We start from the raw sequence: 24,647 nt of genomic DNA, 5'->3' as shown, positions 1-24,647 counted from the left end.
CAAGATCCTGGTCTCCGTCGCGGCTGGGCGGGCGCCGCCGGCCTTGCTTGAGCAGCTCAAGCCGGGGGGACGCCTGGTTCTGCCTGTGGGACCTCAAGATGTGCAGTTGCTGACGGTCATCGACAAGGATTCGGCAGGGCAACTGAAGACTCGCAAACTCATCCCGGTTCGGTTCAGCCGGCTCGAAACGGTCTAATGAGGTGCGACAACTGGCGCGACCGCGCTTTTCCGACCGTCAATCAGATGCCAGCCTTCCGCGTTTCTTCGCCCTTGGTGAACGCGAAGAAACAGTAGAGTCGAGGTGTGGCGCAGTGGCGGTAGGTTGAACATATCTGTTTGCCGCCCCTTCGTCTGGCCCTGCCTTATTGATTCAACCTTGGCTCCGTTTCCACACCTCGCTCATCGAACCGGACCTGCAGATCTCCCGCATCCGGCTCTCGGACAAAAACTCACGCCTTCACCCACGACACGCCACGTCCAAGTCGGGTCAGACGTACGAGCCCGAAGTGCTCGTAAGATGCGAGTCTGGATGGGCCCCGCCCTTGCATCGTCTGGTCTTGTGTTTGGAACGCAGCCACCGGCGCAACCGCACTGCAGTGTAACTGTCGAGGGCCCGGTATGCCTTGCTGGTGGTTCCTACCGAGAACTAGTTCGCCCATCCGCGCAGCATCCGGTTTACCTTCGCTACCACAATGTGGTCTCTTCCCATGTACCCTTTTCGGTCAGTCAGCGAGTGGATGTTCTCCACAGCGCGTCTGATGCTCTTCTTCGATGGCCGTTGCGCCAAGCGGGCCGCTGACGATCCTTTCCGGTCGATCTTTCAGAGAATAGGTGGAAGGGAATCTCGCCGTGTGATGGCGCTCTGGGCACTATAGCTCGGGCCAGAGTGACGCAGGCAAAAGCAGCACAATTCCAATCAATGCGACATTCCAGACGAGGGAACGAAACAGGGGAACCCCCGCTGCGTAGGGCGGGAGATAAACCAGCCTGACTGAGAAATAGAGACTAGCTCCCCATTCGCTGAGGCCGCTCTCACGACCGAGCGCATGGACAAGGAGGACTCCAGCGACGAACACGGGGAACGTCTCCAGGGCGGAAGCGGATTGGCAGCCAACCGCAGAGCTGGAGCCCGCTCCCGCCCCTATCCTCCCGCCGACGTTCCCGGCATCGGCAGGTTCATTGTGCTTCCCAGCCGTAGTCAGCCGTAGGGGGAAATGGCAGCCGAATGAATGAATACGCCCCAACCAGCGCTACCCGAATCGACGCCGATTCGAATCTTTGCGCTCTTCATCTACGACCGCTCACAAGATTGTCAACAATCGGAAAAAGTTTTGTTGACAGGTGGTTGATTTGAGCCTTCACTCACAAAAGTCCGCGTATCGGTCGAGTTCTGTCGCAACAATGCGCGGCCTCCAAAGGGGAAAGAACAATGATCAACAGGCGTTCAATAATCACATCCGCGGCGCGCGGCGCCGTCTCCGCGCTGGCAATCATGGCCGGCGGCACAATCACGGTGCACGCCGCCAACAAGGAACTCAAGATCGGCTTTGTCGGCGTGACGAGTGGCGCGGCCGCTGCGTGGGGCACATCCAACGTCCGCTCGATGCAGACGCGCGCCGCCTGGATCAACGAAACCGGCGGTGTGAAGATTGGTGACGAGACCTACGACATTAAAATCGTCACCTTCGACGACCAGAAGGACCCGAAGCGGGCGATCGCCGGCATGGAGAAGATGGCCCAGGAGGGCATCCACTATGTCGTCGGTCCGAATGTCGACGACGGCGCGGCGGCGGTGCGTCCCGTAGCGGAATCCAAGGGCATCATCTATTTTCCCTACGCGTTCCCGAAGGAACTCTACAGCCCGCCGGCGTCCAACGCCGTGCTCGGCATGATCGCCAACTACCAGTCGGCTCCGGCGATCTACAAATATCTCATGGAAAACAGGGGCGTGAAGAAAGTTGCCTTTGTCGCCGCCAACGAATCCGATCCGCTGAGCCAGCGGGATGGCGGTGTTGCCGCGGCAAAGGCGCTCGGGCTCGAGGTTGTGGCTGCAACGGATGTCTACCAAAACGATACCCGCGATTTCACGCCGGTACTGACGCCGATCGTTTTGCAAAAACCGGACCTGCTGGTGCTTTCGGGTGTCGCGCCCGGCAATGCGCCGCTGCTGATCCGCGCCGCGCGCGAGCTCGGCTACGAAGGTCTGATCTCCACCGAAACGGCGCAGGATGCCAAGGTGCTGGAAGAGGGCGCGGGCGAGTTAGCCAACGGCTTCATCTCAGTCGGCGGCGCATCGACGCCCGAAATCGCGTCCGACACGATGAAGGAATTCGTCGACCGCTATACGAAAATGTTCGGCGAATACAACGACGAGTCCAACACCAAGGTCTACGCGCTAGAATACATCATCGAGACGCTGAAGGCGAACCCGGCCGCGATCGACAATGTCGAGGAGTTCAAGAAGACGATCGACACTTTCTCGGCGCCCAATCCGTATCTGAAGGACGATGCCAAGCTGACCTATGTCGGAATGACGTCATTCGGCCAGAAGCGCCAGCTTTCGGTACCGATGGTGGTCACGGAATACCGCGACGGCAAGTTCGAGACGCTCTTCGTCGCTCAAGTCGATTGACGCAACCGCACTGAAGCGGATTGCCGCAGAGGCTCGTGCATTCGTCTTGAGCCTCTGAATGGCCGGGGAACCATCCTGATGGAACAAGTCATCGCCAACGGGCTTTATCTTGGCGCGCAATACGCCTTGATCGCGCTCGGTCTGACCCTGATCTTCGCGCTGATGAACGTGCTTAACTTTGCCCATGGGCAGATGTACGTTCTCGGCGGCTTCATCACCTACACCGTCTATGGCCAGCTCGGCATGCCTTTCGTCGTCGCGCTCGTTGCGTCGGGGATCACGCTGCTGGTCATTGGAGCGCTGGTCGAGAAATTCCTTTTCAGAACGGTGATTAGGCGAAGCGTGCGGGAGGAAAGTACGATGCTTCTTGCGGCGGCGGTCGCATTCTTCCTCGACGCCGTGATCCTCCTCCTGTTCGGTGAAAAGCAGCGCGGCGTGCCGAAGATCGTCAACGGCGTCTTCGTCTCCGACAGCCTCATAATGCCTTACGATCGGCTGCTGGTCGGCGCACTCGCCATACTGTTCATCGCCTCCTTCGTGCTTTTCATGCAGTACAGCAAGCCGGGACGCGCCATGCGGGCGCTGGCGCAGGACCGGGTCGCGGCGCAGCTTATGGGCGTCGAGGTCGACCGCTATTCGATGATCGGCTTTGCGCTCGGCGCCATGCTTGCCGGCATAGTCGGCGGGCTGCTGGTCGCCATCACCGGCGTCAATTCGGGCATCGGCGGGCCGATCTCGATCAAGGCGTTCTTGATGGTGATGATCGGCGGGGCCGGCGTCGTCAGCGGAGCAATCGCCGGCGGCTTCATCCTCGGCATGATGGAATCGGTCGGCCTGACAGTGCTACGCCACTATGGCGACGTTACCTATCTCGTCATCTTCGCCGCGCTGATGGTCTTCCTCAGCATCCGCCCGAACGGGCTCATGGGCAAGCCGTGGGGGTGATGGACATGAAGCGTACACGCAACATCCTCGCCGTCGCTGTCTTCCTGCTGGTCGTACTCATCGGCGTGCCCTGGCTGATCGAGGCGACCGGTCGGCTCGACCTCTACTATACGCTGACTTCGGTCGCGCTGCTCAGCATCGCCAGCGCCGGCGTGTGGGTGACCTTCTACATCGGCCGCATCAATATCGGCCAGGGTGCCTTCGCGCTTATGGGCGGCTATGTTTCGGCCATCCTTGTCGTCCAGTATGGTGTGTCGTTCTGGCTGACACTGCCGCTGGCCGGGCTGTTCTGCGCCGCTGCAAGCGTGCTGATCGGACTGCCCATCCTCAGGCTCCGCGGCGTTTATTTCGCCATGGTCACGCTGGTTTTGACCGAAGTGGCGCGGCTGCTGGCGCTGGCGCTGCCGATCACCAACGGCGCCAAGGGCATGGTGAGCATTCCGCTCCCCGGCGGCATTTCGATCGTCGGGCTGACCATCCTTCCCGATTTCGCGACGCTCGCCAATCCACGCCCGGCGTTCTATCTCGTCTCGGTGGTGCTGATGGTGCTGTGCTTTGCCGGGCTTTACCGCCTTGTCCATTCGCGCATCGGCAAGCTCTGCCAGTCGCTGCAGCAGAACGAGGAACTGGCCTCCTCGATCGGCGTCAACATCGCCTATCTGCGCGTCATCGCCTACGCCATCTCCTCGTTCCTCGGCGGTCTCGGCGGGGCGATGTTCGTCGCCATCTCGCAGTCGATCTATCCGTCGAGCTTCACCGTCACGGACTCGGTGAATTTCATGCTGAACTGCTTCCTCGGCGGGCTCAGCTATGTCTTCGGGCCGATGATCGGCACCTTCGTGCTCTATTTCGGCTGGGATTTCCTGTTCGAGACCGGCGAGTTCCAGTTGCTGATCTTCTCGTCGGTGCTGATCGCGCTGATGCTGTTCCTTCCCAACGGCCTGCTCAGCCTGCGGCTGTTCGGTAAGAAGCAGGGCTAGGACCATGACCGAGCTTCTCCAGATCAAGGCAGTGACCAAACGCTTCGGCGGGCTGGTCGCGGTTAACAATGTTTCCTTCGCCGTCCGGGAACGCGAAATCCTCTCCGTGATCGGTCCCAACGGCGCCGGCAAATCGACGCTGTTCAAGCTGATTTCCTCTTTCATCAGTCCGACCTCGGGCGAGGTGCTGTTTCGCGGACAGCGGATTTCAGGTCTGGCGCCGCATATCGTCGCCCGGAAGGGCGTCGTCCGCACATTCCAGGAGACGACGATCTTCAAGGGCATGACCGTGCGCGACAACGTCATCATCGCACATCACCTGCGTTCCAATGCCACCCTTGCCGGCTTCTATCTCGGCACGACTACAGCGCGGCGCGACGAGGCTGAATTCGGGCGATCCGCCGACGAGATCATCGACTTCCTCGATCTCGGCGCGCAACGGCATGAGATCGCCAGCACGCTGCCGCACGGCCATCTGCGCGCGCTGGGGATTGCCATCGGCCTCGCCACCAACCCGACCGTGCTCCTGCTCGACGAACCCTTTGCCGGCATGAACCACGACGAAACCGCGCGTACGGTGGAGATGGTGCGCGGCGTCCGCAAACGCGGCGTAACCGTGCTGCTCGTCGAGCACGACATGCCTGCCGTGATGAACATTTCCGACCGTATCGTCGTCCTGAACTTCGGTGTGAAAATCGCCGAGGGAACGCCGAAGGAAATCCAGGAGAACGAAAAGGTCATCGAGGCCTACCTCGGCGCCGAAGATGAGACGATCGGATTTTAGCCATGAGCGAACTGCTGAAAGTCTCCGACGTCGAACTCTACTACGACCATGTCTATGCACTGAAGGGTGTGTCGCTCAACGTCAACGAGGGCGAGACGGTAGCGCTCATCGGCGCGAACGGTGCGGGCAAATCGTCAGTCCTGCGCGCCATCACCGGCCTGAAAAAGGTCCGCAGCGGCGAGATCCATTTCCAGGGCCGTCGCATCGACAAAACGCGGCCGGATGAGCTGGTCAGGATGGGCATCGCCATGGTGCCGGAGGGGCGGCGCGTCTTTTCCTACATGACGGTGCGCGACAATCTAATGATGGGCGCATTCACCCGCACCGACAAGGCCGACATCGCAAGGACGCTGGACATGGTGCTCGGGCGTTTTCCGCGCCTGAAGGAACGCTATTCGCAGATGGCGGGCACGATGAGCGGCGGCGAACAGCAGATGCTGGTGATCGGGCGGGCGCTGATGGCCAAGCCGAAGCTGCTCTTGCTCGACGAACCCTCGCTCGGCGTCGCGCCGAAGCTCGTGCAGGACATCGCCCGCTCGATCGTCGCAATCAACCGCGACGAAAAGGTCAGCGTGCTGCTGGTCGAGCAGAATTCGCGCATGGCGCTGCGCATCTCGCAGCGCGCCTACGCACTGACGACCGGAAAGATCGCGCTGGCCGGACATTCGGCTGAGCTGCTTGGCGACGACCGGGTCAAGAAACTCTATCTCGGCGGCGAAATATGAAAGCGCAAATGGACGTACTCGTCGTCAATCCCAACACCACCGCGTCCATGACCGAAAAGATCGGCGAGGCGGCGCGCCGCGCGGCTTCGGCCGGCACCAGGATCATCGCCGTCAATCCGAAGGACGGGCCGCCGAGCGTCGAAGGCTATTTCGACGAGGTCTTCGCCATCCCGGGAATGATCGGCGAGATCCAGAGACATCCGGCGGCGAGCGCCTGCGTCATCGCCTGCTTCGACGACACCGGCCTCGACGCAGTACGCTGCGTCGGCGAGATGCCGGTGGTCGGCATCGGCGAAGCGGCGTTTCACATGGCGAGCCTGATTGCCGGCAAATTTAGCGTGGTGACGACGCTGTCGCGTTCGGTGCCGGCGATCGAGCACAATCTGGTGCGCTACGGCCTCGCCAGCCGCTGCGCCAGGGTGCGGGCAAGCGACGTTCCCGTTCTGGAGCTCGAAGTGCCCGGCTCCAACGCCCGCCATCGAATTTCGGAGGAGATCGAGCGCGCCATCCGCGACGACCGGGCCGAAGCGATTGTGCTGGGATGCGCCGGCATGGCCGACCTCGCCGCCGCGCTCAGCCGCGAACATAGCCTTCCCGTGCTCGACGGCGTCGCCTGCGCAGTAAAACTCTGCGAGAGCCTCGTCGGCCTTGGCCTGTCGACCTCAAAGCGCGGCGGCTACCAGGTTCCACTCGAAAAATCCTTCGCCGGAATCTTTGCGCCCTTTTCGCCCTCCGGCCGTGTGTCCTGATGCGTGCAAAATTGTTGACATTCCCACACAGGATGTTCGATGTGCGGCCGGAAACGCGGTGTTCGCGCCGCTATGCGGTCCGGCCGCCGGGACAATGAGACGATGGACCTGCTTGGGCCAAAGCCACGGGATGGCGACAAGCCGACGATGCGCTGGTTTCCGGTCTATGCCGGCCTGCGCGACGCCATCGTCAGCCACCGCCTCGCACCGGGCACAAAACTACCCGAGGACGAACTCGCCTCGATCTATTCGGTGAGCCGCGCGGTGATACGCGCGGCGCTGCAGGCGCTGTCGCATGACCGCTTGGCTCGGCTCGAGCCGAACCGCGGCGCGTTCGTCGCCCAGCCGACCAAGCAGGAAGCGCGCGAGGTGTTCGAAGCGCGGGCGCTGATCGAGCCCAAGGTCGCGGCGCTTGCCGCCGAACTGGCAAAGCCGGCCGAGATTGCGCAACTGCGGCTTCATCTCGAAAAAGAGCACGAGGCCCTGCATGCCGGCCGCGACAGCGACGCCATTATGCTGTCGGCAAAATTCCATGTCGGCATCGCCGAAATCGCCGGCCATTCGATCCTGACCGGCTTCGTCAAAGACCTGCTGTCGCGGTCGTCGCTGATCATCGCGCTCTACTGGCGCCGCCGCGACACCACCTGCGAAAGCCAGGCCCATCACGCCCTTGTCGATGCCATCGAAAAGCACGACGCAAAAGACGCGTCCGACCTGATGCGAAGCCATCTCGTCGACCTGCTGTCGGGCCTTGATCTGACGCTTGGCGAGAAGAAGCCCGAGAGCCTGTCGGACATCTTGCGCTGATCTGCGCTGTCAAACCTTTCGCGGGAGTTCGCCTATGTCCGCGCCATGCTGGGCGTGATTGAAGGCATAGCTTCGGTCCATGACTACTACTGCTTCTTCGTTCCTGCCGTCATAATGGTAGCGCTTGTAGAGTCCCGCGGCGCTGCCCTCCGGCTGCCACTGCTCCTGCTGGGCCATAGAGTCAAATCAGTCCCTCCCGCACAACGAGCCGGTCGGGCAACGCGCCCGATCAGAGCTTGAAGCAATCATAAAGCGCGTGTTGGTCGCTCAAGCCGACCCGGTGAAACGCGATGCGCTCGAGCGGGACATCTGCGCAATGGCAGCAGTTCGTGGTGGACGGCTCCATGTCGCTTCAGGTGGGCATGATAACGGCGACAGCGCGGAAATAGACATGTGAGGTGAAAGAAGCGCTTTGGCAACGTGCGAGTCGAGGTCAGCTGGGCAAGCATCCAGCGGGACGACGTTGCGAATGACAATATGTGCCGATCCGGACTTTGTCTCTCTTTCTTAGGCGTCAGGAAATGGCGCAACCTCCTGGTTCAGGAACCGGAACATCTGGTACAGTCGAGGTGTGGCGCGGTGGCGGTAGGTTGAACATATCTGTTTGCCGCCCGTTTCGTCCGGCGGTGCCTTACTGGTCCTCCGGAATCGATCAAAGGCCACGGAACGCTACGGTCGTGCGATCCTTCTTTGGCCCTCACACCCTGACCTGATCACCCCCCCCAGCCGCCTCCCCCGCCTCCGCTCCCGCCGCTCCCGCCCGAAGGAGGAATGATGACAGGCGCAGGAACAGGCTCCTCTTCAACCGGTATAATCACTTTCTTGGCGGCCCTGGGTTTGGGAGCGGGCTTGACGACCTTTGGCGGAGGAACCCTGCGAACGACCTTCGGCGGGGGCGTGCCGACCAGCGCCGTCGGTTCAAATTTGGGTGTCAGAGAATTGCAGCCCATGAGGCCCGCCAGGACGCCGGATAGCGTTGTTCCGATGATTGCTCGCTTAAATGCCCTTTCCACCATTGCCTCCTCCTTGATCAAAACAAGTCCCGACGCGGATTGGCTTCTTCCCAGACTCGTCTGGCCGCGCGAACCAGTTGAGTATCGAGTGAACCGGACCCGGGGATCTTCGATTTCAGTTCCTGGCGCAGCTGCTTCAACGCCGCCGTTTTCGGCTTCGATCCGAATTTTGCCAGCGTCCTTTGGGCGTCCGGCAGTTCCTTGCGCAGGTCGAGCGCAGCCGCAAACGCGAGGAAACGCACTGCAACGGCCTGATCCGCCTTGTCGCCCTTTTGCAATTCGAGGGCCGCGCGATCGAAAGCTGCGAACTGATCGCCCCGCGCGATCCCAATTTCGAACAATCTTTGCGCTTCCGCTAGGTTCCGTTCCACGTCGACGCCGTCCCGATACATGCGTGCGAGGCTGCCCGGAGCGTAGGGCTGGCCGAGATCGATTGCCTTCTGAAAAAGCGCCAGCGCCTCTTTCGGATCCTTCTGAACGCCCTGCCCAGACAAGTAATTGCGGCCGAGCAGGTTCATCGAATACATGTCCTGCCGCTGGACGCCGGCCTGCAGAAACGCAACGGCGCGGGCCGGATCGGCGGTCACGCCGTTGCGGCCCTCGGTGAAGATCGCGGCCAGATCGTTCATGGCATAGGTGTGCCCCATCGCCGCCGCCTTGAGCAGCAGGTCCAAGCCCTTGCTGGTGTCGGGCTTGACGCCATAGCCATTGAACAAGGCGCGACCCCACGACGTCATGCCATAGGGGTCCCCCTTGTCCGACGCCGCCGCGTAAAGCGCGTTAGCCTGTGCGCGGTCGACGGCCATTCCGGTTCCCGTCGCATACATGTAGCCGAGCTCGAATACGGCACGGACGTGTCCCTTCTTGGCGGCTTCCTCGATGGCTGTCCTGCCCTCGTCGACCTTGCCTGCCGCAAGGAGCGCGCGCCCCAGTTCATAGCGGAAGCGCGGAACGGCGGGATAAGCCTTCACGGCGGCCTCGCAAAGCTCTACCGCGCTGGTGCCTATTTCGTTCGGCAGCAAGCCGGGGACGACGCCTTGCAGGTCGAGAGGTTCGCCGGCAGCCGTATCGCACGGATCCACTGTTGGCGACAGTTTCATTGTGGCGGGCTTGGATGATCTGCTGTCCGCCCGGATTTCGAAGCCAACCTCGACCGTGGCTTCGGCGCCGATCTGGGGTTCGTAGCGCAGCCGGTCGACTTCACCGGACCTCAGGCTTGAGTCGGGCGCCAGGGTTCGATCCGGCAGCGAGAGCGTTCCCGTTGCCGGATAACCCGAAACTTTCAGGCTGACGGCGGGATCATCGGTCGGGAAGTCAAGGTTCAGCGCAACCGGACCGACACCCACGGGAACATTGAAATTTCGGTTTTCGAGCGCCTCGGCCGCACCGGTGATATGAATGCCGCGCTCCAGCACGTTCTGCTTCTGCTCGGCTTCGAGCGAGGCCATGATCTCTTCGCCTTGCGCGCCTTCGCCGCTCTTGACCCGAAATACCACGATGCCTTGGGTTTGGCCTCCCCAGTTGTCATGCGTGGCATAGGCAAGCATATCCACCTCTTCCTGCGTAGCGACACCCTTGGGAACATCCATCTGCAAATGGGGCAGGTCCTTGCCTTGGATCGGCACGCCCACCTCGACAGGCTTGCCGTCCAGCATCAGGCGCCCCAAGGCAGGCGGTCTTTCGATGCTCAATGTGATCGTGCCGCCGTCGACGTCGATCGGTTCGGGCAGGCCCAAGCCGACGGGTCCCACTCCCGACAGCACGACCTTCTCCAGCACCGGCGGCAGCGAGGGGCGATTGCTGCGGCGCATTAGCACGACCTCGTCGATCAGCGACGAGTTCTCCCAGGGAACTTGGAGGCCATTTGTGGCTTCCACCACATCGCGGCGCACCGCCGCCATTACGGTGCGGATCTCCTGGTTCGGGGCCAGGGCGCGACGGGAAAACGCTGCCGAAAACGGACTGAGTTCGCCGGCGCCGTCATAAGCCGCCGCCCCGGGTTCGGTGGCAAACGCAATCAGGGTGTTCAGCGAGCTTCTCACCTGTGCGAGCCCGGCGTTGCCGGCGGTAATGAGCTGGTCTCTCAGCCAGTAATTCTTGCGTGGGAACGGATTGTTGCGGCAGGCATCGAGGATGATCACCTGGATCTTCGATTTCGAACGCAACTGTTCCAGCACATCGTTGAGCTTGATGGCCTGGACTTCGATGTCTGCCGCCTGCTTCAAGGAGGCATCGACCGGAATCAGGAAGTTTTCGCCGCCGATCTGGAAGCCGTGACCGGAATAGTAGACGACGGCTAGGTCGGCGCCGTCGACTGCGGCCAGATAGTTGCGAAACTGCTCCTCGAACTGCAGCTTGGTCAGATCGCTTGCGACGAAGACCTCAAAACCGGCCAGTCGAAACGTTTTCGATACGTCCTCGGCATCCCTGGCCGGGTTTTTGAGTGCCGGGAATTGTCGGTACTCCGAGTTGCCGATGACAAAGGCGACCCTTCGGTCGGCGCTAGCCTCAAAGGTCGTGAAGCTCGCGAGGAGGAAGGCTGCGATGATTCCGCAAAGTCGGAGCATGGCAAATCCCTTGAACGCTATTGCCTCGCCCACAAGAACACAGCATGTGGTAGCAAGGTCCGTCAGAGAGCATGCAATCTGCCGAGACAGAAAGAGAGAAAAGCCGTCGCGACAGCGGGCATATTCCTCACTTGATCGAATGCTAAATTACATCAGGGACCGAGTGTCTGCAACGTCTGTCACACCTCCAGGCGTGCTCTTCCGATCCCTGGCGCTCTGCTCGGTCGGCCACGCGCGACTTACGAGCCTGCCAGTTCAAGCACAGCGACGGATCAAATCCGGGTCACGAACAGTTCACGGCGACACAGAGCTGGACTCGCGCCCGCGCCAAACCATATCTCGGCTAGTACAGTCGACCGGATTGAGCACTACGGCGGCCGTCGTAAGCAAACTCGTTCCCCTTGCCCAGCGAAGCGGCATTTTGACGATTGTCCCGGCAGCTAGAATTGAAAAGCCCGGCGGTTCTGCGCGGTTCGTGCACCATCGAGCCGAGGCAAGATTGTTGGGTCCGAGTGTATGGCGGAGGGGGAGGAACTCGTATCCAACCTTCTCCGGTCCGGAAGACCTCACCAGACAATCGCGTTCATATACGCGGAACGGATCGCCGGAACAGCGATCGGTACGAGCCAGGTTGTTTAGCTGCGGCAGGCGGGCCCAAATCACGCCATGCTGTGGTCGCGTGACAAGAAGGGTACGCGTGGAACAATGGCTTCTCTAGAAAACGCCGCCAATCCCAATTCCGCCATTGATATCGGGAGGAGCAGCTGCGGGAGGCGAGGATTGCGGCTGCGAGTTTCTGGGATTTTTTCGGCTGGGAGCACCCTTTTTCCGCACGGGCGCAACATCTGAGGCGGCACTTGCTCGCCTGGGCCTCTGCGGTACGGTCACAGGGTCTTTGCAGACGCGGCCGGAGTGCAAAAAGAGCTCCCCCAGAAGTTCAACGGTCGGCTCGGTGGCCGACGTTATTCGCTTGGTGTTCTTGTAATACGTGCTGAGAGCATGGAGCGAGCCCTTGCCCCAATCTCCGTCGACGGTCATTCGATAACAACCTAGGCGGCGCAATTCTGTCTGGACACTGCGTACGAGCTCGGCTTGTTTTTCAGGCTTCGTTGCACCAGCCTGCGTGCCAACGATCAAAGTTTCGAGACCGGAGATCACACTTTTCCGGGCCCCTTCGAGGCTGGCAATCTCCGTACCAACCGCATCGGCTGACGCGCCGGATGGCGCCGAAGCCTCCAGCGATCGTAAAGTCTGTCCCACGATAATCACCGCAGTCTGCAAGTCGTTGGAAGCAAGTTCTACCTGGAGACTTTGCTTCGCGACAGGATCCGACAGGATGCGCGACAAGCTGGCGCTCAACTGAGCCGGGTCGAGCACTTGCTGCTCGGTGAAGTAAAACTGCTCGCGAAGGTTGGACTGATCCCACGGGACCTGACGACCGACAGTGAGTGCTTCAGTCTCGTTGCGCACGCGGATCATCATGTCCGAAATGCTGAGCCCTGGGATCTCGACATTCTTCAAAAGGGCTGTGGTGAACGGGCTGTTGTCTCCCGAGCCGTCCGCCGTGATGTTGCCTGGCTGGGTTGCAAAGGCAACAAACGTGTTTTCGCCCACTTCGACCTGCGCAAGCCCATCCATTACACTTGGGCCTTTGCCCATCGCGTTGTTTCGGCACGCGTCGAGGAAAATGAAGGTCTGCCGTTCCCGACTTGAGAATCGTGCGATCAGGTCGTTGAGCTTGATTGCTTTCGCAGTCAGTTCCCCGATGGTTTCAGGATCGGGCGTGTCGACCGGCAGCAGGTAATTCTCGCCCTGAAGCTGCACGCCATGCCCGGCGTAGAAAATCAGCACCGCGCTGGCGCCCACAAGCTTGCCATCGGCCTGGCGAAAGAGCCTGCCGAAACCGGCAAGGGAGAGATCCACTCCCAGCAGCACATCAAAATTCAGCCTTCCCAGGCTTTCGGAAAGCCTTGTGGCGTCGTTCACCGCATTGGGCAAGTGTGGGAGACGAACACTTTGGTAATCGGAGTTGCCGATGACAATGGCGAGCCGCTTGCTTGACTGTGGCGTTGGTTCATCTTCGACCGCCGCTTGAGCGCGTACCGATCCAACCAGTGCCACCAGCAGAACCATTATGATGCGCAGGAAGGGACTGTGGGTCATGTAACAGGCTCGTTTCAGCATGCGACAATCTCAGAGTCGTCGAAGTGTCGAACCGGCTCACGCTACTCTTGCGCGTGAAACTTATGTCTCGGAGTGCAGCGGTTTTTTTACACCAGAAATCACCTCAAAGAAAGCGCAAGGGTGGTGCTAGCCCGCTTTCTTGACGCAGTGATCATCCGACAAAGTAGCGCTGGCGCGTGCAATCGACAGATCCGGTCGGCAAGCTCCGCCGCAGGTTCTAGCAAGCAGAAATCGAGCAATGTACAAAACCCATATCCCGAGCGGCGAGAACCTGCTACACTCTTGCCAGCGCCGGTGCAATATGTTGCACCCACGCTGCCACAGCCAGATATTGCATTGAGAATCTTCTGCGTATCGCATCCCTTATTACATTAGCTTTGTAGTTAAGAGGGGAAAGGACAATGAAGGAAAGCTTCGCTCGGCGCTTATGCGCAGCGGGCATGTTCTCGTTTGCCGCTGCATTGATCTTACTGCCTTCTCAGGCAAGCGCCTGCATTATCGACAGTGAGGGCATCTTTCTGGACACGAACTGCTATCTTGGAGGTGCGACCAACAGCGTAATTGTCGACACGTCTTTGGGGGCGCTTGGTGATGTAGTTGACAGCGTAGTCGAAGCGGACGTCGGCCTCGCGAACGGGGTTCCGCTCGCTCAGTCGACGCCGTTCGGTGTTTTCGCTTCCGGTCAGTTGGCTCGCACTGAACATGACGGCTTCTCGATTTCGAATAGCTTGGGGCGTCCTTGATGGGCCGAGCTTCCGCGTAGATGAATTCTCCGCTGCCATCAGCGTCGACTTCAATGCCGCAAAGCGTTTTGGATTCGGCAGCGAGCATGGGCTGAACCTCGGCCTGTTCGCCGGGTATGCCTCGGCCAAAGTCGATTCCGACGCATTCGGGTTCATCGGGGAGGGTGAAGCAACCAACAGAAGTGGGATGTTCGGCGGCTACGGGCTCATTCGACGCGGCACAAGTTATGCGCTCGTGGCAGCATCTGCGTTCCTTGGGAACACCGACATCGAAAGGGCGGGACGCACTTTCGGCAGCTACGACACACAGGGCTATGCACTGACAGGCTCAATTGGTCGCATCTTCAACCTGACCGATCGGGTGCGACTCGACATCCGCGGCGGATTGTTGGGCGTCATCTTTACCGGCGATGGATACACAGACAGCTTTGACACTGTCTATGGAAAGAGCCGGTTGTCGTTTGGCGCAGTCAAATTCGAACCTGGAGTCTACGCTGATTTTCTGCTCGGCAATGGCATGGTGATCAGCCCCTATGCGCGATTGGATATCCAGGAGCGCTTCGGCTATTCCAACACGGCAAGCGCCGACGGTAGAGAGAGTGACTTTGACGACGCGGACTTTTCGGCTGCACTGTCGTCCGGCTTCAACCTGAAAATGTCTCAATCGATAATGCTCAGCAGCGAAATTCGCGGTAAGTGGTCTCAAGACAGTTCAACCGTCAGCGGCAAGCTGGGTGTGAAGATCGCCTTTTGAATTCGGGATTGGGATCCCGGTAATTGGACTGACCAGCAAAAGAGCTGATCATCGCCACTGCGTATCAGCTATTCTGCGGCAGGATGCTTTTTATGCGGCTGGGTCAATAGCGCGGGCGATGACCCCGGGAGCGGGTCCAGCAGGCTGGCTAAGCGCGGATGGTGGCCTTGCCGCTGGCGATGAAATGCAGGTTGGCGAATCCTCGTCATCGCGTTGGTCGCTCCGCTCGGTCGTGCGCGCGAAACCCACGAGCCAAGCAGCCCAGCCACAACGACGGATCAAACCGGGGTCGCGCCGAGGCAGTGCTGCTTTTCCAAGGCGCCATAGGGTCGCCAGTATCCCGGCCTTGTGTGCCGAGCGGTCGCTCCGAACCCCTTAGCGGCACCCCATTTCTCAGCCCGCACCCGCGCACTGGCCCCGTTAACGGAATTCGGTCGAGGGGTATGGAGGCCGAGCTCCTACATCTTCGAAAGGAAGCGAGCGCCTTTGCTTTCTTTCAGGCTGCCGACGCCAGAGGCAATCCTCTAGTCGAGATTATCTTGGCGACAAATGCGCCTGGTCCCGGCTTTGGAGGGAGGCCGATGTGAAACGGTTCATGGGCGGTACAAGGGCTCGATCCGCGGCCGACCCCGCCACACATCTTGATCTGCCAGTACAGTCGGTCCGTGGATGACCGGGTTCAGCGCTGGGGGCATGCGTCGTAGGGGACTCAAACGAGCTCTCTCGATTCAGCAGTTCATCGAGGCCTCGTTAGCCGCACTTTCCGCGCACCCCTGTGCGCCGCCAGCAATCTCGCGTAGACATGCCTGCCCGCATCCGCGCTGTGACGTGAGAACCTCATGCGAATCCTGTTGCCTGTCTTCTTCCTCTGCCTGACCAGCCTGTCGCCCGCCAAGGCCGCGGCGGGCGATTGCGGCGATGCCGCCGCGCTGGTGCAGCAGGCCTATCCCAAGGCCCGAAAGAGCGCCGACGGCACCTCGTTCACGCTTGAACCCCATACCAGCATCGCCTCGACGCTCCCGGAGAGCGATGCGCCATTCGGCCTGGCCTGCAAGATCTGGCCGGCTCATGACGACCTGCTTTTGGTCGCGGTACCGCTGATTGACAGCGCTAACGGCGACGACCTGCATGTCGGCGATATCGAGCTTCTGGTCGTCGACAGGAATACGCTGCGTGTGCGCCAGCGCCTGCTCCAGCCTGGACTGATGACCGATGATGCCATCGCGATCCGTAAGGTGGAATTCGACACCGGCCGCTATGCAATGGCCCCTGAGGTCACCGCCTTCGGCCTGCGCATCGAAATGGCAAACCATTCTCAGGCCAATCCCTTCACTGAAACCGACCTGCGGCTCTATGCCCTCGCCGGCGGTGCGCTGCGCGTGGTGCTCGACGGTCTCGTGGTGGCCGGCACTGGCGGCGAAGGCGATGCCAGTTGCGCCGGATCCTTCCATTCCAGCCAGGTCAGGCTGACGATGAGCCCGGCGCGCCACCACGGCTATCATGACATCATTGCGGTCGAGCGGACGGATACCGACAATCCCTCCCCCGACCAGAATGGCGAATGCCAGTCCCATCCTGGCAAGCCTGTGAAGCGGACCTACCGGATGCGCTATGACGGCAGCCGCTACGCGGTTCCCGCGGCACTCAAGGTGATGGGGTTGTGACGCGGCCGCACACGTCCCTGCCTTGGTTCGTCAATGTGATCAATTCCAGTTGAAAGGGTATCGACCATTAATTCTCTCGTGGTAGGAGGCGCTCAAGGGGGCTCTTCCCAAAGGAGCTGATAATTTGTGGTGGTCAAGATTCAAAAGGGGTTTTGCCGGAACGTGGGACGACAGACTTGACGGACTATTCTCCGCAAAGGTCGACTACGCCGGAAAATCCATTCTCGATGTTGGCTGCAATATGGGTGTTGTCGCCTATGAGATATCCAAGCTGAAACCCAGCTCGATCCACGGGATAGACATCGCCAAGCCGCACATCGAGACTGCAAAAATGTTATTGAGCGGCTCCCCGGTACATGCCCGGTTCGATCGCCTGAATCTCGGCAGCCGGCGCCTCGGCAATATCCTTCTACCGAAATACGATATCGTCCTGCTGCTGGCCGTCTATCAGCACATGCAGCGCAACATCGGCCCAGGCAAGGCGCGAAGGGTGCTTTCCAATATTGTGAGGCGCACCTCAAACGTCGTTGCCCGCGTTCCGCCTGGAACGGATGGCGAATTCATCGAAACGCTTTCTGACGAGGGGTTCCAGGTGAAGAGCACTCACACATCGCCTCTTGGTAGTCATGTGCTCGTGCTTGAGAAACCTGCCTTCGGAAATCCGCAGCCATGATGACACATTGCTTGCGGTAATCTGCCTCTTCAACATCCCATGTGCCAGCAGCGGGCGCAGACCCGCTGCCTGCCTGCAACTCGGCCCGGGCAACGCCGATTCGCCGGCAGAAAGCATTTGCGGATGGACTTCGCGCCAATGCCGTTGACATTGAGGGCCGCGGCTGCGGTGTTCTCTGCCACTGCCTTAACAGTTGGATGCGCCCGTTGGCGTAGACGAATTTGGCCGTACGGCGAGAGCGGCCGTCCCGCCTGCGGTCAGCGCGCCGCCGGTGTCGAAATTCAGCCATGTGCGCTATCAGCTCGCAGGCGCCCGTCCCGCGCTCTGGCTCAGGGCGCCGGGCGAGTGAACAGGGTTCGGAATAGCTCCTCAGCACGCCGCAGTCCTTCATCTGTCAGAACCACTGACTTCGCCTTGTTTGCCGGATTCGCGATCAGCCCCTTCTCGTGCAAGCGATCCAGAGCATTCCAATCCAACCCCTTCCAGGCGCGCCTCTCTTCATGCAGCGTCAGCCAAAGCAGGCCCATAACGGCATCGTCGATCTTGTCGGTGTCGATCTCCATGCAAGCAGTTTAACACGCGAAAGCGCCGCTGCCACGATCCACACCGTAGGGTTATTCCTCGCGCAACGGTTCGGCTGAAAATAAGTGCTTCACTCAGGCGTCGCGTACGCGACAGCGTCATTTGCGCGGGCGACGAGCCGGGATGGCATCGGAGTTCAATCATGGTGGCTAAGCGACTGTGGCAGCCTTGCCGCTGGCAACGAAATGCGAATTGGTGAAATCCTCGTCGTCGCTCTGGTTGCGCTTACCGCAGGCGAGCGGCGCACCATCCGGTCCGCGTCATGCTGCCGGCAGCGCCGCGGTACGGCGTCACCCGCCGCAGGGTCCCATTCCATAGTGCGACCGACGCGCGGATACGTTTTGCGGGACACTTTCTTTTCCGACCCGCTCTCCGACCGCAGAAGTCTCAACCTTGCCAGAGGTGAATTTTTGACCCCTGAGCGGTTATCGCGGAGCGCATTCCGGCCACAACCGACGTTGCGACATGCCCTTTCACTGATTCACTGTCCGTCTAGCGCCAGAATGCGAATCCGCTGTGAGGGTCGGGGCTTAGCAACAACCGCTCAAGGTCGGTCCGACGTTGCAGGGCTGACGTGTTTTCATCGAGCCAAGACTGACTCTGGTACCGTGCCGGGAATGAGCTATAGTTCAGATACTAATGACGGCCGGGCGCTTGCACAATGGCTGGACTGGGTGAACAGATTGCGCGCCAGCAGCGCACCATGGGACCGCTCCTGGTGGCGGCAGTGGTCATCGGCCTTATCGGTCTGCCCGTCGCAGCCTGGCTCGACCTCCGAGACCTGTCGGAACGGATGCTGCGCAGGCAAGCCAGCGAAATCAGCCGCATCATCGACGAAATGCGCGGATTTTACGGCAGCGACGTCGTGGGACGCGTGCTGCAAGCTAACGGCGCCGTGACTGCGACGCACAACTACCGGGACGTGCCAGGTGCGATCCCTATTCCAGCAACCCTCTCGATCGAACTCGGCAAGCGCATCAGCGCTCATGACGGCTCGGTCAAATATCGGTTCGTCTCGGATCTGCCCTTCAAAGGTCGCGCGCCCCACCAGCTCGATGCGTTCGAGCGGAATGCAATCTTGGCTTTGCGCGCCAACCCGAAGGAGCCGATCATCGAGGTCTCGGGTTCACTGTTTGACCGGCAGGTCCGCGCCGCGGCCCCTGTTGTAATGGGACAAGTCTGCGTGACCTGCCATAACTCACACCCGGACAGCCCCAAGACGGACTGGAAGGTAGGGGATGTCCGAGGGATCCAGGAGATATCAGTCAATCAGCCTATCGCTGCGAACGTGCTGACCTTCAAGTATCTGCTTCTATATTTCGGCTTCGCAGCGGCGGCGGGCCTGACGTTCATTCTCCTGCAGCGTCGGCAGTCCACGTTGGTTCAGGGCATCAACAAGGAGCTTTCCGAGGCAAACGACTTCCTGGCCGCGATTTCATTGAAGATCGCCAAATACCTTTCGCCTCAAATTTACAAAAGCATCTTCAGCGGCCAGAAGGACGTCACCATCGCGACCGAGCGCAAGAAGCTCACGATCTTTTTCTCCGACGTCAAGGATTTCACCGCGATCGTGGAACGGCTCCAGCCCGAGGACCTGACGCTTCTCCTCAACGAGTACTTCACCGAGATGTCGACGATCGCGCTCAAACACGGCGCCACCGTCGACAAGTTCATCGGCGACGCGCTTCTTGTGTTCTTCGGAGACCCCGAGACGCAAGGCATCGAGGAAGACGCGAGAGCCTGCTTGCGCATGGCTGTCGACATGCAGCGTCGGGTGGAGCAGTTAAACAGGGTGTGGCGTGACCGCGGAGTTGAACGGCCCTTCCGAGCTCGCATGGGCATCAACACGGGCTATTGCAATGTTGGGAACTTCGGTTCCGATGATCGGATGGACTACACCATCATCGGAGCCGAAGCGAACTTGGCGGCCCGTCTGCAGTCGATTGCCGAGCCCGGCGGCATCTGCCTCAGCTATGAGACTTACGCGCTCGTGCGCGACCTTGTCCGGGCGCGTCCATTAGCACCGATTGCCATGAAGGGGATCAGCCGGGAGGTTGTCCCCTACGAAGTCGAGGGCCTTCTGGGTGAACTCGCCCAGCGCCCTCAGGTCATCAGCGAGCACGCGACTGGCCTCGACTTGTTCCTCGATGTTGAGGCAATCGACGAGAACGGGGTAGAGCGGGCGAAGAAACGACTTTCGGAGGCGCTCCTGGCCTTAACCGTCCGAAGCAAGCCCGCCGCATTTTAGGTTCTTGAACGTGATCCAATCTGGACCGTGGCCAGCCAAGTAAAGTCCGGTTCAACACCGTTCAGCCGCGCCGGGTCCCGGCCAGGAGTTCGCGCGCATCATGCTCTTGATCATCAGCGCCGTCAGGGCCGAGGCGTCGATGAACATCAGTCATTCTCGTACAGGCTGTCGCGAAACGCCTTGTCGGCGGGCCTGCCGTGATCAGGCTTGCCCCGGGCTCGCAGATCACGGCAGAACCTGAGGCCGATCTCTACGAGGGACGGTCTAGCCTGTTCGCGCTCAAGCTCATGCTTGAGCGCGGCATGGACGGCCTCTGTCAGACCAGTCCTCTTAAGCGCGGCGACCCGGCGGGCCAGTGCGTCGGTCTCGGGATTCTTGATGTGGAACGCCATCACTCGCTCGTATAGCCGTTCAAGTGTATCGGTATACAGCAATTTGGATACACCGTGTGAAGGCCCCGCAGCATCGACCGGACACGAAGCGAATCGGCCACGCCGACCCACATGTCGGCTGGATGGGGATCGTACCGCTGTGTTTACAGATCTCGAGCAGTATCTGAGGTCGCTTGCACAAGTCACTTGCAACACCCGCACTTTCGTACGGGTCTGGAACTGCGCAATCACCGTCTAGCCAAATCCAGCAGCCTTGCCGCTTGCGATAAAATGCGGGTTGGCGAAATCCTCGTCGTCACTCTGGTTGCGCTTGCCGTAGGCGAGCGGCTCACCATCCAGCGTGCGCGTCATGCCGCCGGCGGCGCGTAGCACCGCGTCACCCGCGGCCGTATCCCACTCCATGGTGCGGCCGAAGCGCGGATAGACGTCCGCCTCGGCGCCGGCGACAAGACAGAATTTCAGCGACGAGCCGACCGAGACGATCTCGGCAGCGCCAAGCGCGCGGATATAGGCGTCGGTTTCCGGCGTGTTGTGGGAGCGGCTGGCAACGACGGTCAGCGGCACCATACCGGCCCTTGCCGAAATCGGCTGGCGATCGACGATCTCGTAGTCGTTATTGATCTCGATCGTTTCCGCTTGGCCCGGCCGGCCGGAAAAGAAGCGGCCGGTGCAAGGCGCGAAGACGACGCCGATCTCAGGCACGCCATGGCGAACCAGCGCGATATTGACAGTGAAATCGGTCCGCCGTTTGACGAACTCCTTGGTGCCGTCGAGCGGATCGATCAGGAAAAAGGCGTCGCCGAGATCCGGTGCCATGATGCCGGCCGAAGCTTCTTCCTCGGCCACGCACGGAATCTCTGGAAATGCGGCGCGTAGCCCGGCAAGGATGATCTTTTCGCTCTCGCGATCCGCCTCCGTCACTGGCGAATTGTCCGATTTGCTGTCGACCGCACAGCCGACACGAAAGACACGCATCACCTCGCGCCCTGCCGCCAAGGCAAGGTGCTCGAAGACGGCGAGCATCGCTTCGTCGTCAGATACCGCCGCCGCTATCATATTGGTCTTCGGCAATGTCCCGCTCGTTCAGCCAGTGTTCCAGGGCGTCCACCATCTCCTCGGCCGATCTGCCGAGGGTCTTGAGATGGATTTCGGGCTTTTCCGGCAGCTCATACGGTGAATCGACGCCGGTGAAATTCTTGATCTCGCCGTTCAACGCCCGCGCATAGAGACCCTTCGGATCGCGCCTGGCGCATTCCTCGAAGGGGGTATCGACAAACACCTCGACGAATTCGCCGTCGGCCATCAATTCGCGCGCCATGCGCCGCTCCGCGCTGAACGGCGAGATGAACGACACGATGACGATCAGCCCGGCGTCGGCCATCAGGCGTGCCACTTCGGCGACGCGGCGAATGTTTTCGACACGATCGGCGTCGGTGAAACCGAGATCGCGGTTGAGGCCGTGACGGACGTTGTCGCCATCCAGAATGTACGTATGGCGCCCAGTGGCGAACAGCTTCTTTTCGAACAGATTGGCGATGGTCGACTTGCCCGAGCCCGAAAGCCCGGTGAACCAGAACACGGCCGGCCGCTGGTTCTTCATATCGGCGCGGGCGCGCTTGCCGACATCGAGCGACTGCCAGTGGATGTTTTCGGCGCGACGCAGCGAATGCAGGATCATGCCGGCGCCGACCGTGGCATTGGTGATGCGGTCGATCAGGATGAAGGCGCCGGTGGTGCGGTTCTCGGCAAACGGATCGAAGGCTATCGGCGACCGCGTCGAGATGTTGCAGATGCCGACTTCGTTCATTTCAAGCGACTTGGCCGCCTCATGGGCAAAGTCGTTGACGTTGACCCGGTATTTCAGGTCGGTGACGGTGGCGCTGGTCTGGTCGGTCTCGGTGCGCAGGATGTAGGAGCGGCCAGGCAGCAGCGCATGTTCGTCGAACCAGACGATGTTGGCGGCGAACTGGTCGGCGACCTGCGGCCGCGCCGCCGGCGATACCAGCATATTGCCGCGCGAGACTTCGACCTCGTCGTCGAGGACAAGAGTGATGGCTTGGCCGGCAATAGCCTGCTGAAGGTCGCCGCCATGCGAAACGATGCGCCTGACATGGGAGGATTTGCCGGATTTGGCGACGACCACCTCGTCGCCCGGCGCAACCGAGCCGGAGGCGATGGTGCCGGCGAAACCGCGGAAGTCGAGATTGGGGCGGTTCACATATTGGACCGGAAACCGGAACGGCAATTCGACCGCGGCCTCGTCGACCGAGACGGTTTCGAGATGTTCGATCAGCGTCGGGCCGGAATACCAGTCCGTCCTGTCGGAACGGCCGGTAACGTTGTCGCCATAGCGGGCCGACATAGGGATGGGCACGATCGTCTGGAAGCCGAGCTCACGTGAGAACTGCGCGTAATCCGCGACGATCCGTTCAAAAACCGCCTCGTCGAAGCCGACAAGATCGATCTTGTTGATGGCGAGCACGATGTGGCGGATGCCAAGCAGCGAGGCGATGATCGAATGCCGCCTGGTCTGACGCAGCACGCCCTGGCGGGCATCGATCAGTACGATGGCGAGATCCGCCGTCGATGCACCCGTCGCCATGTTACGCGTGTACTGTTCGTGGCCGGGCGTGTCGGCGACGATGAACTTGCGCTTTGGCGTGGCGAAGAAGCGATAGGCGACGTCGATGGTAATGCCTTGCTCGCGCTCGGCCTCGAGGCCGTCGACCAGCAGCGCGAAGTCGACGTCATCGCCGGTGGTGCCGTGCTTGCGCGAATCGCGCTCGAGCGTGGCCAGCTGGTCCTCGAAAATCTGCTTGGTGTCGGAAAGCAGGCGCCCGATCAGCGTCGACTTGCCGTCGTCGACTGAGCCGCAGGTCAGGAAGCGCAGCAGCGACTTTCGTTCCTGTGCCGCCAGATAGTCGCGAACACCGTCGGTTGGGGCGAGGCTCTTGGCCATGATGTGGCGCATGCTCAGAAATACCCCTCGCGCTTCTTCTTTTCCATCGAGCCGGCTTCGTCACGGTCGATCAGGCGACCTTGCCGCTCGGAAGTGCGCGCCGTGAGCATTTCGCCGACTATCGCCTCCAGAGTGTCGGCCTCCGAGTCGATCGCGCCGGTCAGCGGATAGCAGCCGAGCGTGCGGAACCGCACCATCCGGTTCTCCACTGTTTCGCCGGGCCGCAGCTGCATGCGCTCATCATCCCTCAGGATAAGCATGCCATCGCGCTCGACGACCGGCCGCTCCTTCGCCAGATACAGGGGCACGATCGGGATGTCTTCCTGAAGAATGTACTGCCAGATGTCGAGCTCGGTCCAGTTCGACAACGGGAACACCCTGATCGATTCACCGGCAGCGACGCGGGTGTTGAAAATCTTCCACATCTCCGGCCGCTGGTTCTTCGGATCCCAGACGTGCTGGGCGTTGCGGAAGGAGAAGATGCGCTCCTTGGCGCGCGACTTCTCCTCGTCGCGACGGGCGCCGCCGAAGGCTGCGTCAAACCCGTATTTGTCGAGCGCCTGGCGCAGCGCCACCGTCTTCATCACATGCGTGTGGGTGTTTGAGCCGTGGTCGAAAGGGTTGATGTTGTCGCGCACACCGTCGTCATTGACATGGACCAGGAGGTCGAAACCGAGCTTTTGCTGCATCTGGTCGCGAAAGGCGATCATCTCGCGGAATTTCCAGGTCGTGTCGACATGGAGAAAGGGAAAAGGCGGCTTGGCCGGATAAAACGCCTTCATCGCCAGATGCATGAGCACCGATGAATCCTTGCCGACCGAATAGAGCATCACCGGCTTGGCGAAAGCCGCGGCCACCTCGCGAAAAATATGGATGGATTCGGCCTCAAGCCGCTGAAGGTGCGTAAGTGCGATGTTCATGGACTGCGAGCGTTCTTTCGTACCGATCCACGGAAGGGCCTGCATCGGAGGCGACCTTCAGTCGCCCGATTCAAACTGCACTTCCGGACAATCTATTCTCGTGCGGGCGTTCTAGCAGATCGTTCCGGTCCAGAACAATGCAAGACAGGCTTGCGGCCGAATGGTTCGGGAATGAATTTTCCATACAGCCGGGAAAATTGGGAAATTCCTGCTCAGCGACCAAATCCGCTTGGGAGCGGCAGGAAAATATTGCCTAGGCTCGGGGAGCTGAAAGCCAGGACCCCGCGGTCAGGGCGCTTGCCCGACAGTCGTCCGCCTCATTCAGC

At 60.6% G+C, this 24,647-nt stretch carries 20 protein-coding genes and 3 pseudogenes; 13 read left to right on the top strand and 10 right to left on the bottom strand.

The features are described 5' to 3' along the window. Positions 1-196, top strand: a pseudogene (locus tag NKJ32_RS17770) (protein-L-isoaspartate(D-aspartate) O-methyltransferase); the annotation flags it as partial. Positions 197-487: 291 nt separating this feature from the next. On the opposite strand, the pseudogene NKJ32_RS17765 reads toward NKJ32_RS17770, so the two are convergent. Both NKJ32_RS17765 and NKJ32_RS17760 read right to left on the bottom strand, forming a co-directional pair. Then, positions 488-634 (bottom strand): annotated as a pseudogene (locus tag NKJ32_RS17765) (hypothetical protein); the annotation flags it as partial. Positions 635-869: 235 nt separating this feature from the next. Then, positions 870-1,244 (bottom strand): MAPEG family protein, encoded by a 375-nt coding sequence (locus NKJ32_RS17760; RefSeq protein WP_352828303.1) that lies wholly within the window; start codon positions 1,242-1,244, stop codon positions 870-872. A 185-nt stretch (positions 1,245-1,429) separates the two neighbouring features. Between NKJ32_RS17760 and NKJ32_RS17755 the strand changes: the two genes are divergently transcribed. From NKJ32_RS17755 to NKJ32_RS17725, 7 genes are all read left to right on the top strand, one after another. Continuing rightward, entirely contained in the window at positions 1,430-2,632 is a 1,203-nt protein-coding gene (locus tag NKJ32_RS17755; protein ID WP_352786558.1) for an ABC transporter substrate-binding protein, read from the top strand. 78 nt (positions 2,633-2,710) lie between these two features. Next, positions 2,711-3,577: a branched-chain amino acid ABC transporter permease gene (locus NKJ32_RS17750; RefSeq protein ID WP_352624038.1), complete on the top strand. Its 867-nt coding sequence runs from the start codon at positions 2,711-2,713 to the stop codon at positions 3,575-3,577. 5 nt (positions 3,578-3,582) lie between these two features. Beyond that, positions 3,583-4,557: a branched-chain amino acid ABC transporter permease gene (locus NKJ32_RS17745; RefSeq protein ID WP_352708385.1), complete on the top strand. Its 975-nt coding sequence runs from the start codon at positions 3,583-3,585 to the stop codon at positions 4,555-4,557. A gap of 4 nt (positions 4,558-4,561) precedes the next feature. Continuing rightward, positions 4,562-5,341, top strand: coding sequence for an ABC transporter ATP-binding protein (locus NKJ32_RS17740; RefSeq protein WP_352592923.1), 780 nt, complete (start codon positions 4,562-4,564; stop codon positions 5,339-5,341). A 2-nt stretch (positions 5,342-5,343) separates the two neighbouring features. After that, positions 5,344-6,066: an ABC transporter ATP-binding protein gene (locus NKJ32_RS17735; RefSeq protein ID WP_352592925.1), complete on the top strand. Its 723-nt coding sequence runs from the start codon at positions 5,344-5,346 to the stop codon at positions 6,064-6,066. A gap of 8 nt (positions 6,067-6,074) precedes the next feature. Continuing rightward, positions 6,075-6,815, top strand: a complete 741-nt coding sequence (locus NKJ32_RS17730) for an aspartate/glutamate racemase family protein (RefSeq protein ID WP_352592928.1) — start codon at positions 6,075-6,077, stop codon at positions 6,813-6,815. A 102-nt stretch (positions 6,816-6,917) separates the two neighbouring features. Next, on the top strand, positions 6,918-7,622 hold the full coding sequence (locus NKJ32_RS17725) for a GntR family transcriptional regulator (protein WP_352592978.1): 705 nt from the start codon (positions 6,918-6,920) through the stop codon (positions 7,620-7,622). A gap of 1,030 nt (positions 7,623-8,652) precedes the next feature. Here NKJ32_RS17725 and NKJ32_RS17720 read toward each other — a convergent pair. Together NKJ32_RS17720 and NKJ32_RS17715 are read right to left on the bottom strand one after the other, a co-directional pair. Further along, on the bottom strand, positions 8,653-11,202 hold the full coding sequence (locus NKJ32_RS17720; protein WP_352828299.1) for a caspase family protein: 2,550 nt from the start codon (positions 11,200-11,202) through the stop codon (positions 8,653-8,655). Between the two features lie 714 nt (positions 11,203-11,916). Beyond that, positions 11,917-13,365, bottom strand: coding sequence for a caspase family protein (locus tag NKJ32_RS17715; RefSeq protein ID WP_352828296.1), 1,449 nt, complete (start codon positions 13,363-13,365; stop codon positions 11,917-11,919). A gap of 422 nt (positions 13,366-13,787) precedes the next feature. On the opposite strand from NKJ32_RS17715, the gene NKJ32_RS17710 reads away from it, so the two are divergent. From NKJ32_RS17710 to NKJ32_RS17695, 4 genes are all read left to right on the top strand, one after another. After that, positions 13,788-14,129, top strand: a complete 342-nt coding sequence (locus tag NKJ32_RS17710) for a hypothetical protein (protein ID WP_352828293.1) — start codon at positions 13,788-13,790, stop codon at positions 14,127-14,129. Continuing rightward, positions 14,089-14,883 carry an autotransporter outer membrane beta-barrel domain-containing protein gene (locus NKJ32_RS17705; protein WP_352828290.1) on the top strand — a complete coding sequence of 265 codons (795 nt, stop codon included), beginning with the start codon at positions 14,089-14,091 and terminating at the stop codon, positions 14,881-14,883. Before NKJ32_RS17710 ends, NKJ32_RS17705 begins: the two co-directional genes overlap by 41 nt. A gap of 839 nt (positions 14,884-15,722) precedes the next feature. Next, complete coding sequence (locus NKJ32_RS17700) at positions 15,723-16,547, top strand: PA3715 family protein (RefSeq protein ID WP_352624033.1); 825 nt, start codon at positions 15,723-15,725, stop codon at positions 16,545-16,547. 124 nt (positions 16,548-16,671) lie between these two features. Beyond that, complete coding sequence (locus NKJ32_RS17695; RefSeq protein ID WP_156948240.1) at positions 16,672-17,220, top strand: class I SAM-dependent methyltransferase; 549 nt, start codon at positions 16,672-16,674, stop codon at positions 17,218-17,220. Between the two features lie 329 nt (positions 17,221-17,549). Here NKJ32_RS17695 and NKJ32_RS17690 read toward each other — a convergent pair whose 3' ends face one another. Then, positions 17,550-17,783, bottom strand: coding sequence for a DUF6429 family protein (locus NKJ32_RS17690; protein WP_352508779.1), 234 nt, complete (start codon positions 17,781-17,783; stop codon positions 17,550-17,552). Positions 17,784-17,951: 168 nt separating this feature from the next. Further along, positions 17,952-18,139, bottom strand: a pseudogene (locus NKJ32_RS17685) (3'(2'),5'-bisphosphate nucleotidase CysQ); the annotation flags it as partial. A 324-nt stretch (positions 18,140-18,463) separates the two neighbouring features. On the opposite strand from NKJ32_RS17685, the gene NKJ32_RS17680 reads away from it, so the two are divergent. Continuing rightward, positions 18,464-20,050 carry an adenylate/guanylate cyclase domain-containing protein gene (locus NKJ32_RS17680; protein ID WP_352624032.1) on the top strand — a complete coding sequence of 529 codons (1,587 nt, stop codon included), beginning with the start codon at positions 18,464-18,466 and terminating at the stop codon, positions 20,048-20,050. Between the two features lie 146 nt (positions 20,051-20,196). Here the strand turns inward: NKJ32_RS17680 and NKJ32_RS17675 are convergent, their stop codons facing one another. The 4 genes from NKJ32_RS17675 to cysD form a co-directional block, all read right to left on the bottom strand. After that, a complete protein-coding gene (locus tag NKJ32_RS17675; RefSeq protein WP_352624030.1) occupies positions 20,197-20,442 on the bottom strand; it encodes a type II toxin-antitoxin system VapB family antitoxin in 246 nt (81 codons plus the stop codon). 234 nt (positions 20,443-20,676) lie between these two features. Further along, positions 20,677-21,465, bottom strand: a complete 789-nt coding sequence (gene cysQ, locus NKJ32_RS17670) for a 3'(2'),5'-bisphosphate nucleotidase CysQ (protein ID WP_352828306.1) — start codon at positions 21,463-21,465, stop codon at positions 20,677-20,679. A gap of 10 nt (positions 21,466-21,475) precedes the next feature. Then, complete coding sequence (cysN, locus tag NKJ32_RS17665) at positions 21,476-23,413, bottom strand: sulfate adenylyltransferase subunit CysN (protein ID WP_352828287.1); 1,938 nt, start codon at positions 23,411-23,413, stop codon at positions 21,476-21,478. Between the two features lie 2 nt (positions 23,414-23,415). Then, a complete protein-coding gene (cysD, locus tag NKJ32_RS17660) occupies positions 23,416-24,321 on the bottom strand; it encodes a sulfate adenylyltransferase subunit CysD (protein ID WP_352828284.1) in 906 nt (301 codons plus the stop codon). Between the last annotated feature and the right edge of the window lie 326 nt (positions 24,322-24,647).

Source organism: Mesorhizobium sp. M0159, from assembly GCF_040322295.1.
Taxonomy (GTDB): domain Bacteria; phylum Pseudomonadota; class Alphaproteobacteria; order Rhizobiales; family Rhizobiaceae; genus Mesorhizobium.
Note: the sequence above shows the minus strand (reverse complement) of the source record. Positions and strands in the feature narration are given on the sequence as shown.

Bases quoted from the DNA above. Each gene is read 5' to 3' on its own strand.
- NKJ32_RS17755 (WP_352786558.1), top strand. From the start codon at position 1,430: ATGATCAACAGGCGTTCAATAATCACATCCGCGGCGCGCGGCGCCGTC.
- NKJ32_RS17750 (WP_352624038.1), top strand. From the start codon at position 2,711: ATGGAACAAGTCATCGCCAACGGGCTTTATCTTGGCGCGCAATACGCC.
- NKJ32_RS17745 (WP_352708385.1), top strand. From the start codon at position 3,583: ATGAAGCGTACACGCAACATCCTCGCCGTCGCTGTCTTCCTGCTGGTC.
- NKJ32_RS17740 (WP_352592923.1), top strand. From the start codon at position 4,562: ATGACCGAGCTTCTCCAGATCAAGGCAGTGACCAAACGCTTCGGCGGG.
- NKJ32_RS17735 (WP_352592925.1), top strand. From the start codon at position 5,344: ATGAGCGAACTGCTGAAAGTCTCCGACGTCGAACTCTACTACGACCAT.
- NKJ32_RS17730 (WP_352592928.1), top strand. From the start codon at position 6,075: ATGGACGTACTCGTCGTCAATCCCAACACCACCGCGTCCATGACCGAA.
- NKJ32_RS17725 (WP_352592978.1), top strand. From the start codon at position 6,918: ATGGACCTGCTTGGGCCAAAGCCACGGGATGGCGACAAGCCGACGATG.
- NKJ32_RS17720 (WP_352828299.1), bottom strand. From the start codon at position 11,202: ATGCTCCGACTTTGCGGAATCATCGCAGCCTTCCTCCTCGCGAGCTTC.
- NKJ32_RS17715 (WP_352828296.1), bottom strand. From the start codon at position 13,365: ATGACCCACAGTCCCTTCCTGCGCATCATAATGGTTCTGCTGGTGGCA.
- NKJ32_RS17710 (WP_352828293.1), top strand. From the start codon at position 13,788: ATGAAGGAAAGCTTCGCTCGGCGCTTATGCGCAGCGGGCATGTTCTCG.
- NKJ32_RS17705 (WP_352828290.1), top strand. From the start codon at position 14,089: ATGACGGCTTCTCGATTTCGAATAGCTTGGGGCGTCCTTGATGGGCCG.
- NKJ32_RS17700 (WP_352624033.1), top strand. From the start codon at position 15,723: ATGCGAATCCTGTTGCCTGTCTTCTTCCTCTGCCTGACCAGCCTGTCG.
- NKJ32_RS17690 (WP_352508779.1), bottom strand. From the start codon at position 17,783: ATGGAGATCGACACCGACAAGATCGACGATGCCGTTATGGGCCTGCTT.
- NKJ32_RS17680 (WP_352624032.1), top strand. From the start codon at position 18,464: ATGGCTGGACTGGGTGAACAGATTGCGCGCCAGCAGCGCACCATGGGA.
- NKJ32_RS17675 (WP_352624030.1), bottom strand. From the start codon at position 20,442: ATGGCGTTCCACATCAAGAATCCCGAGACCGACGCACTGGCCCGCCGG.
- cysQ (WP_352828306.1), bottom strand. From the start codon at position 21,465: ATGCTCGCCGTCTTCGAGCACCTTGCCTTGGCGGCAGGGCGCGAGGTG.
- cysN (WP_352828287.1), bottom strand. From the start codon at position 23,413: ATGCGCCACATCATGGCCAAGAGCCTCGCCCCAACCGACGGTGTTCGC.
- cysD (WP_352828284.1), bottom strand. From the start codon at position 24,321: ATGAACATCGCACTTACGCACCTTCAGCGGCTTGAGGCCGAATCCATC.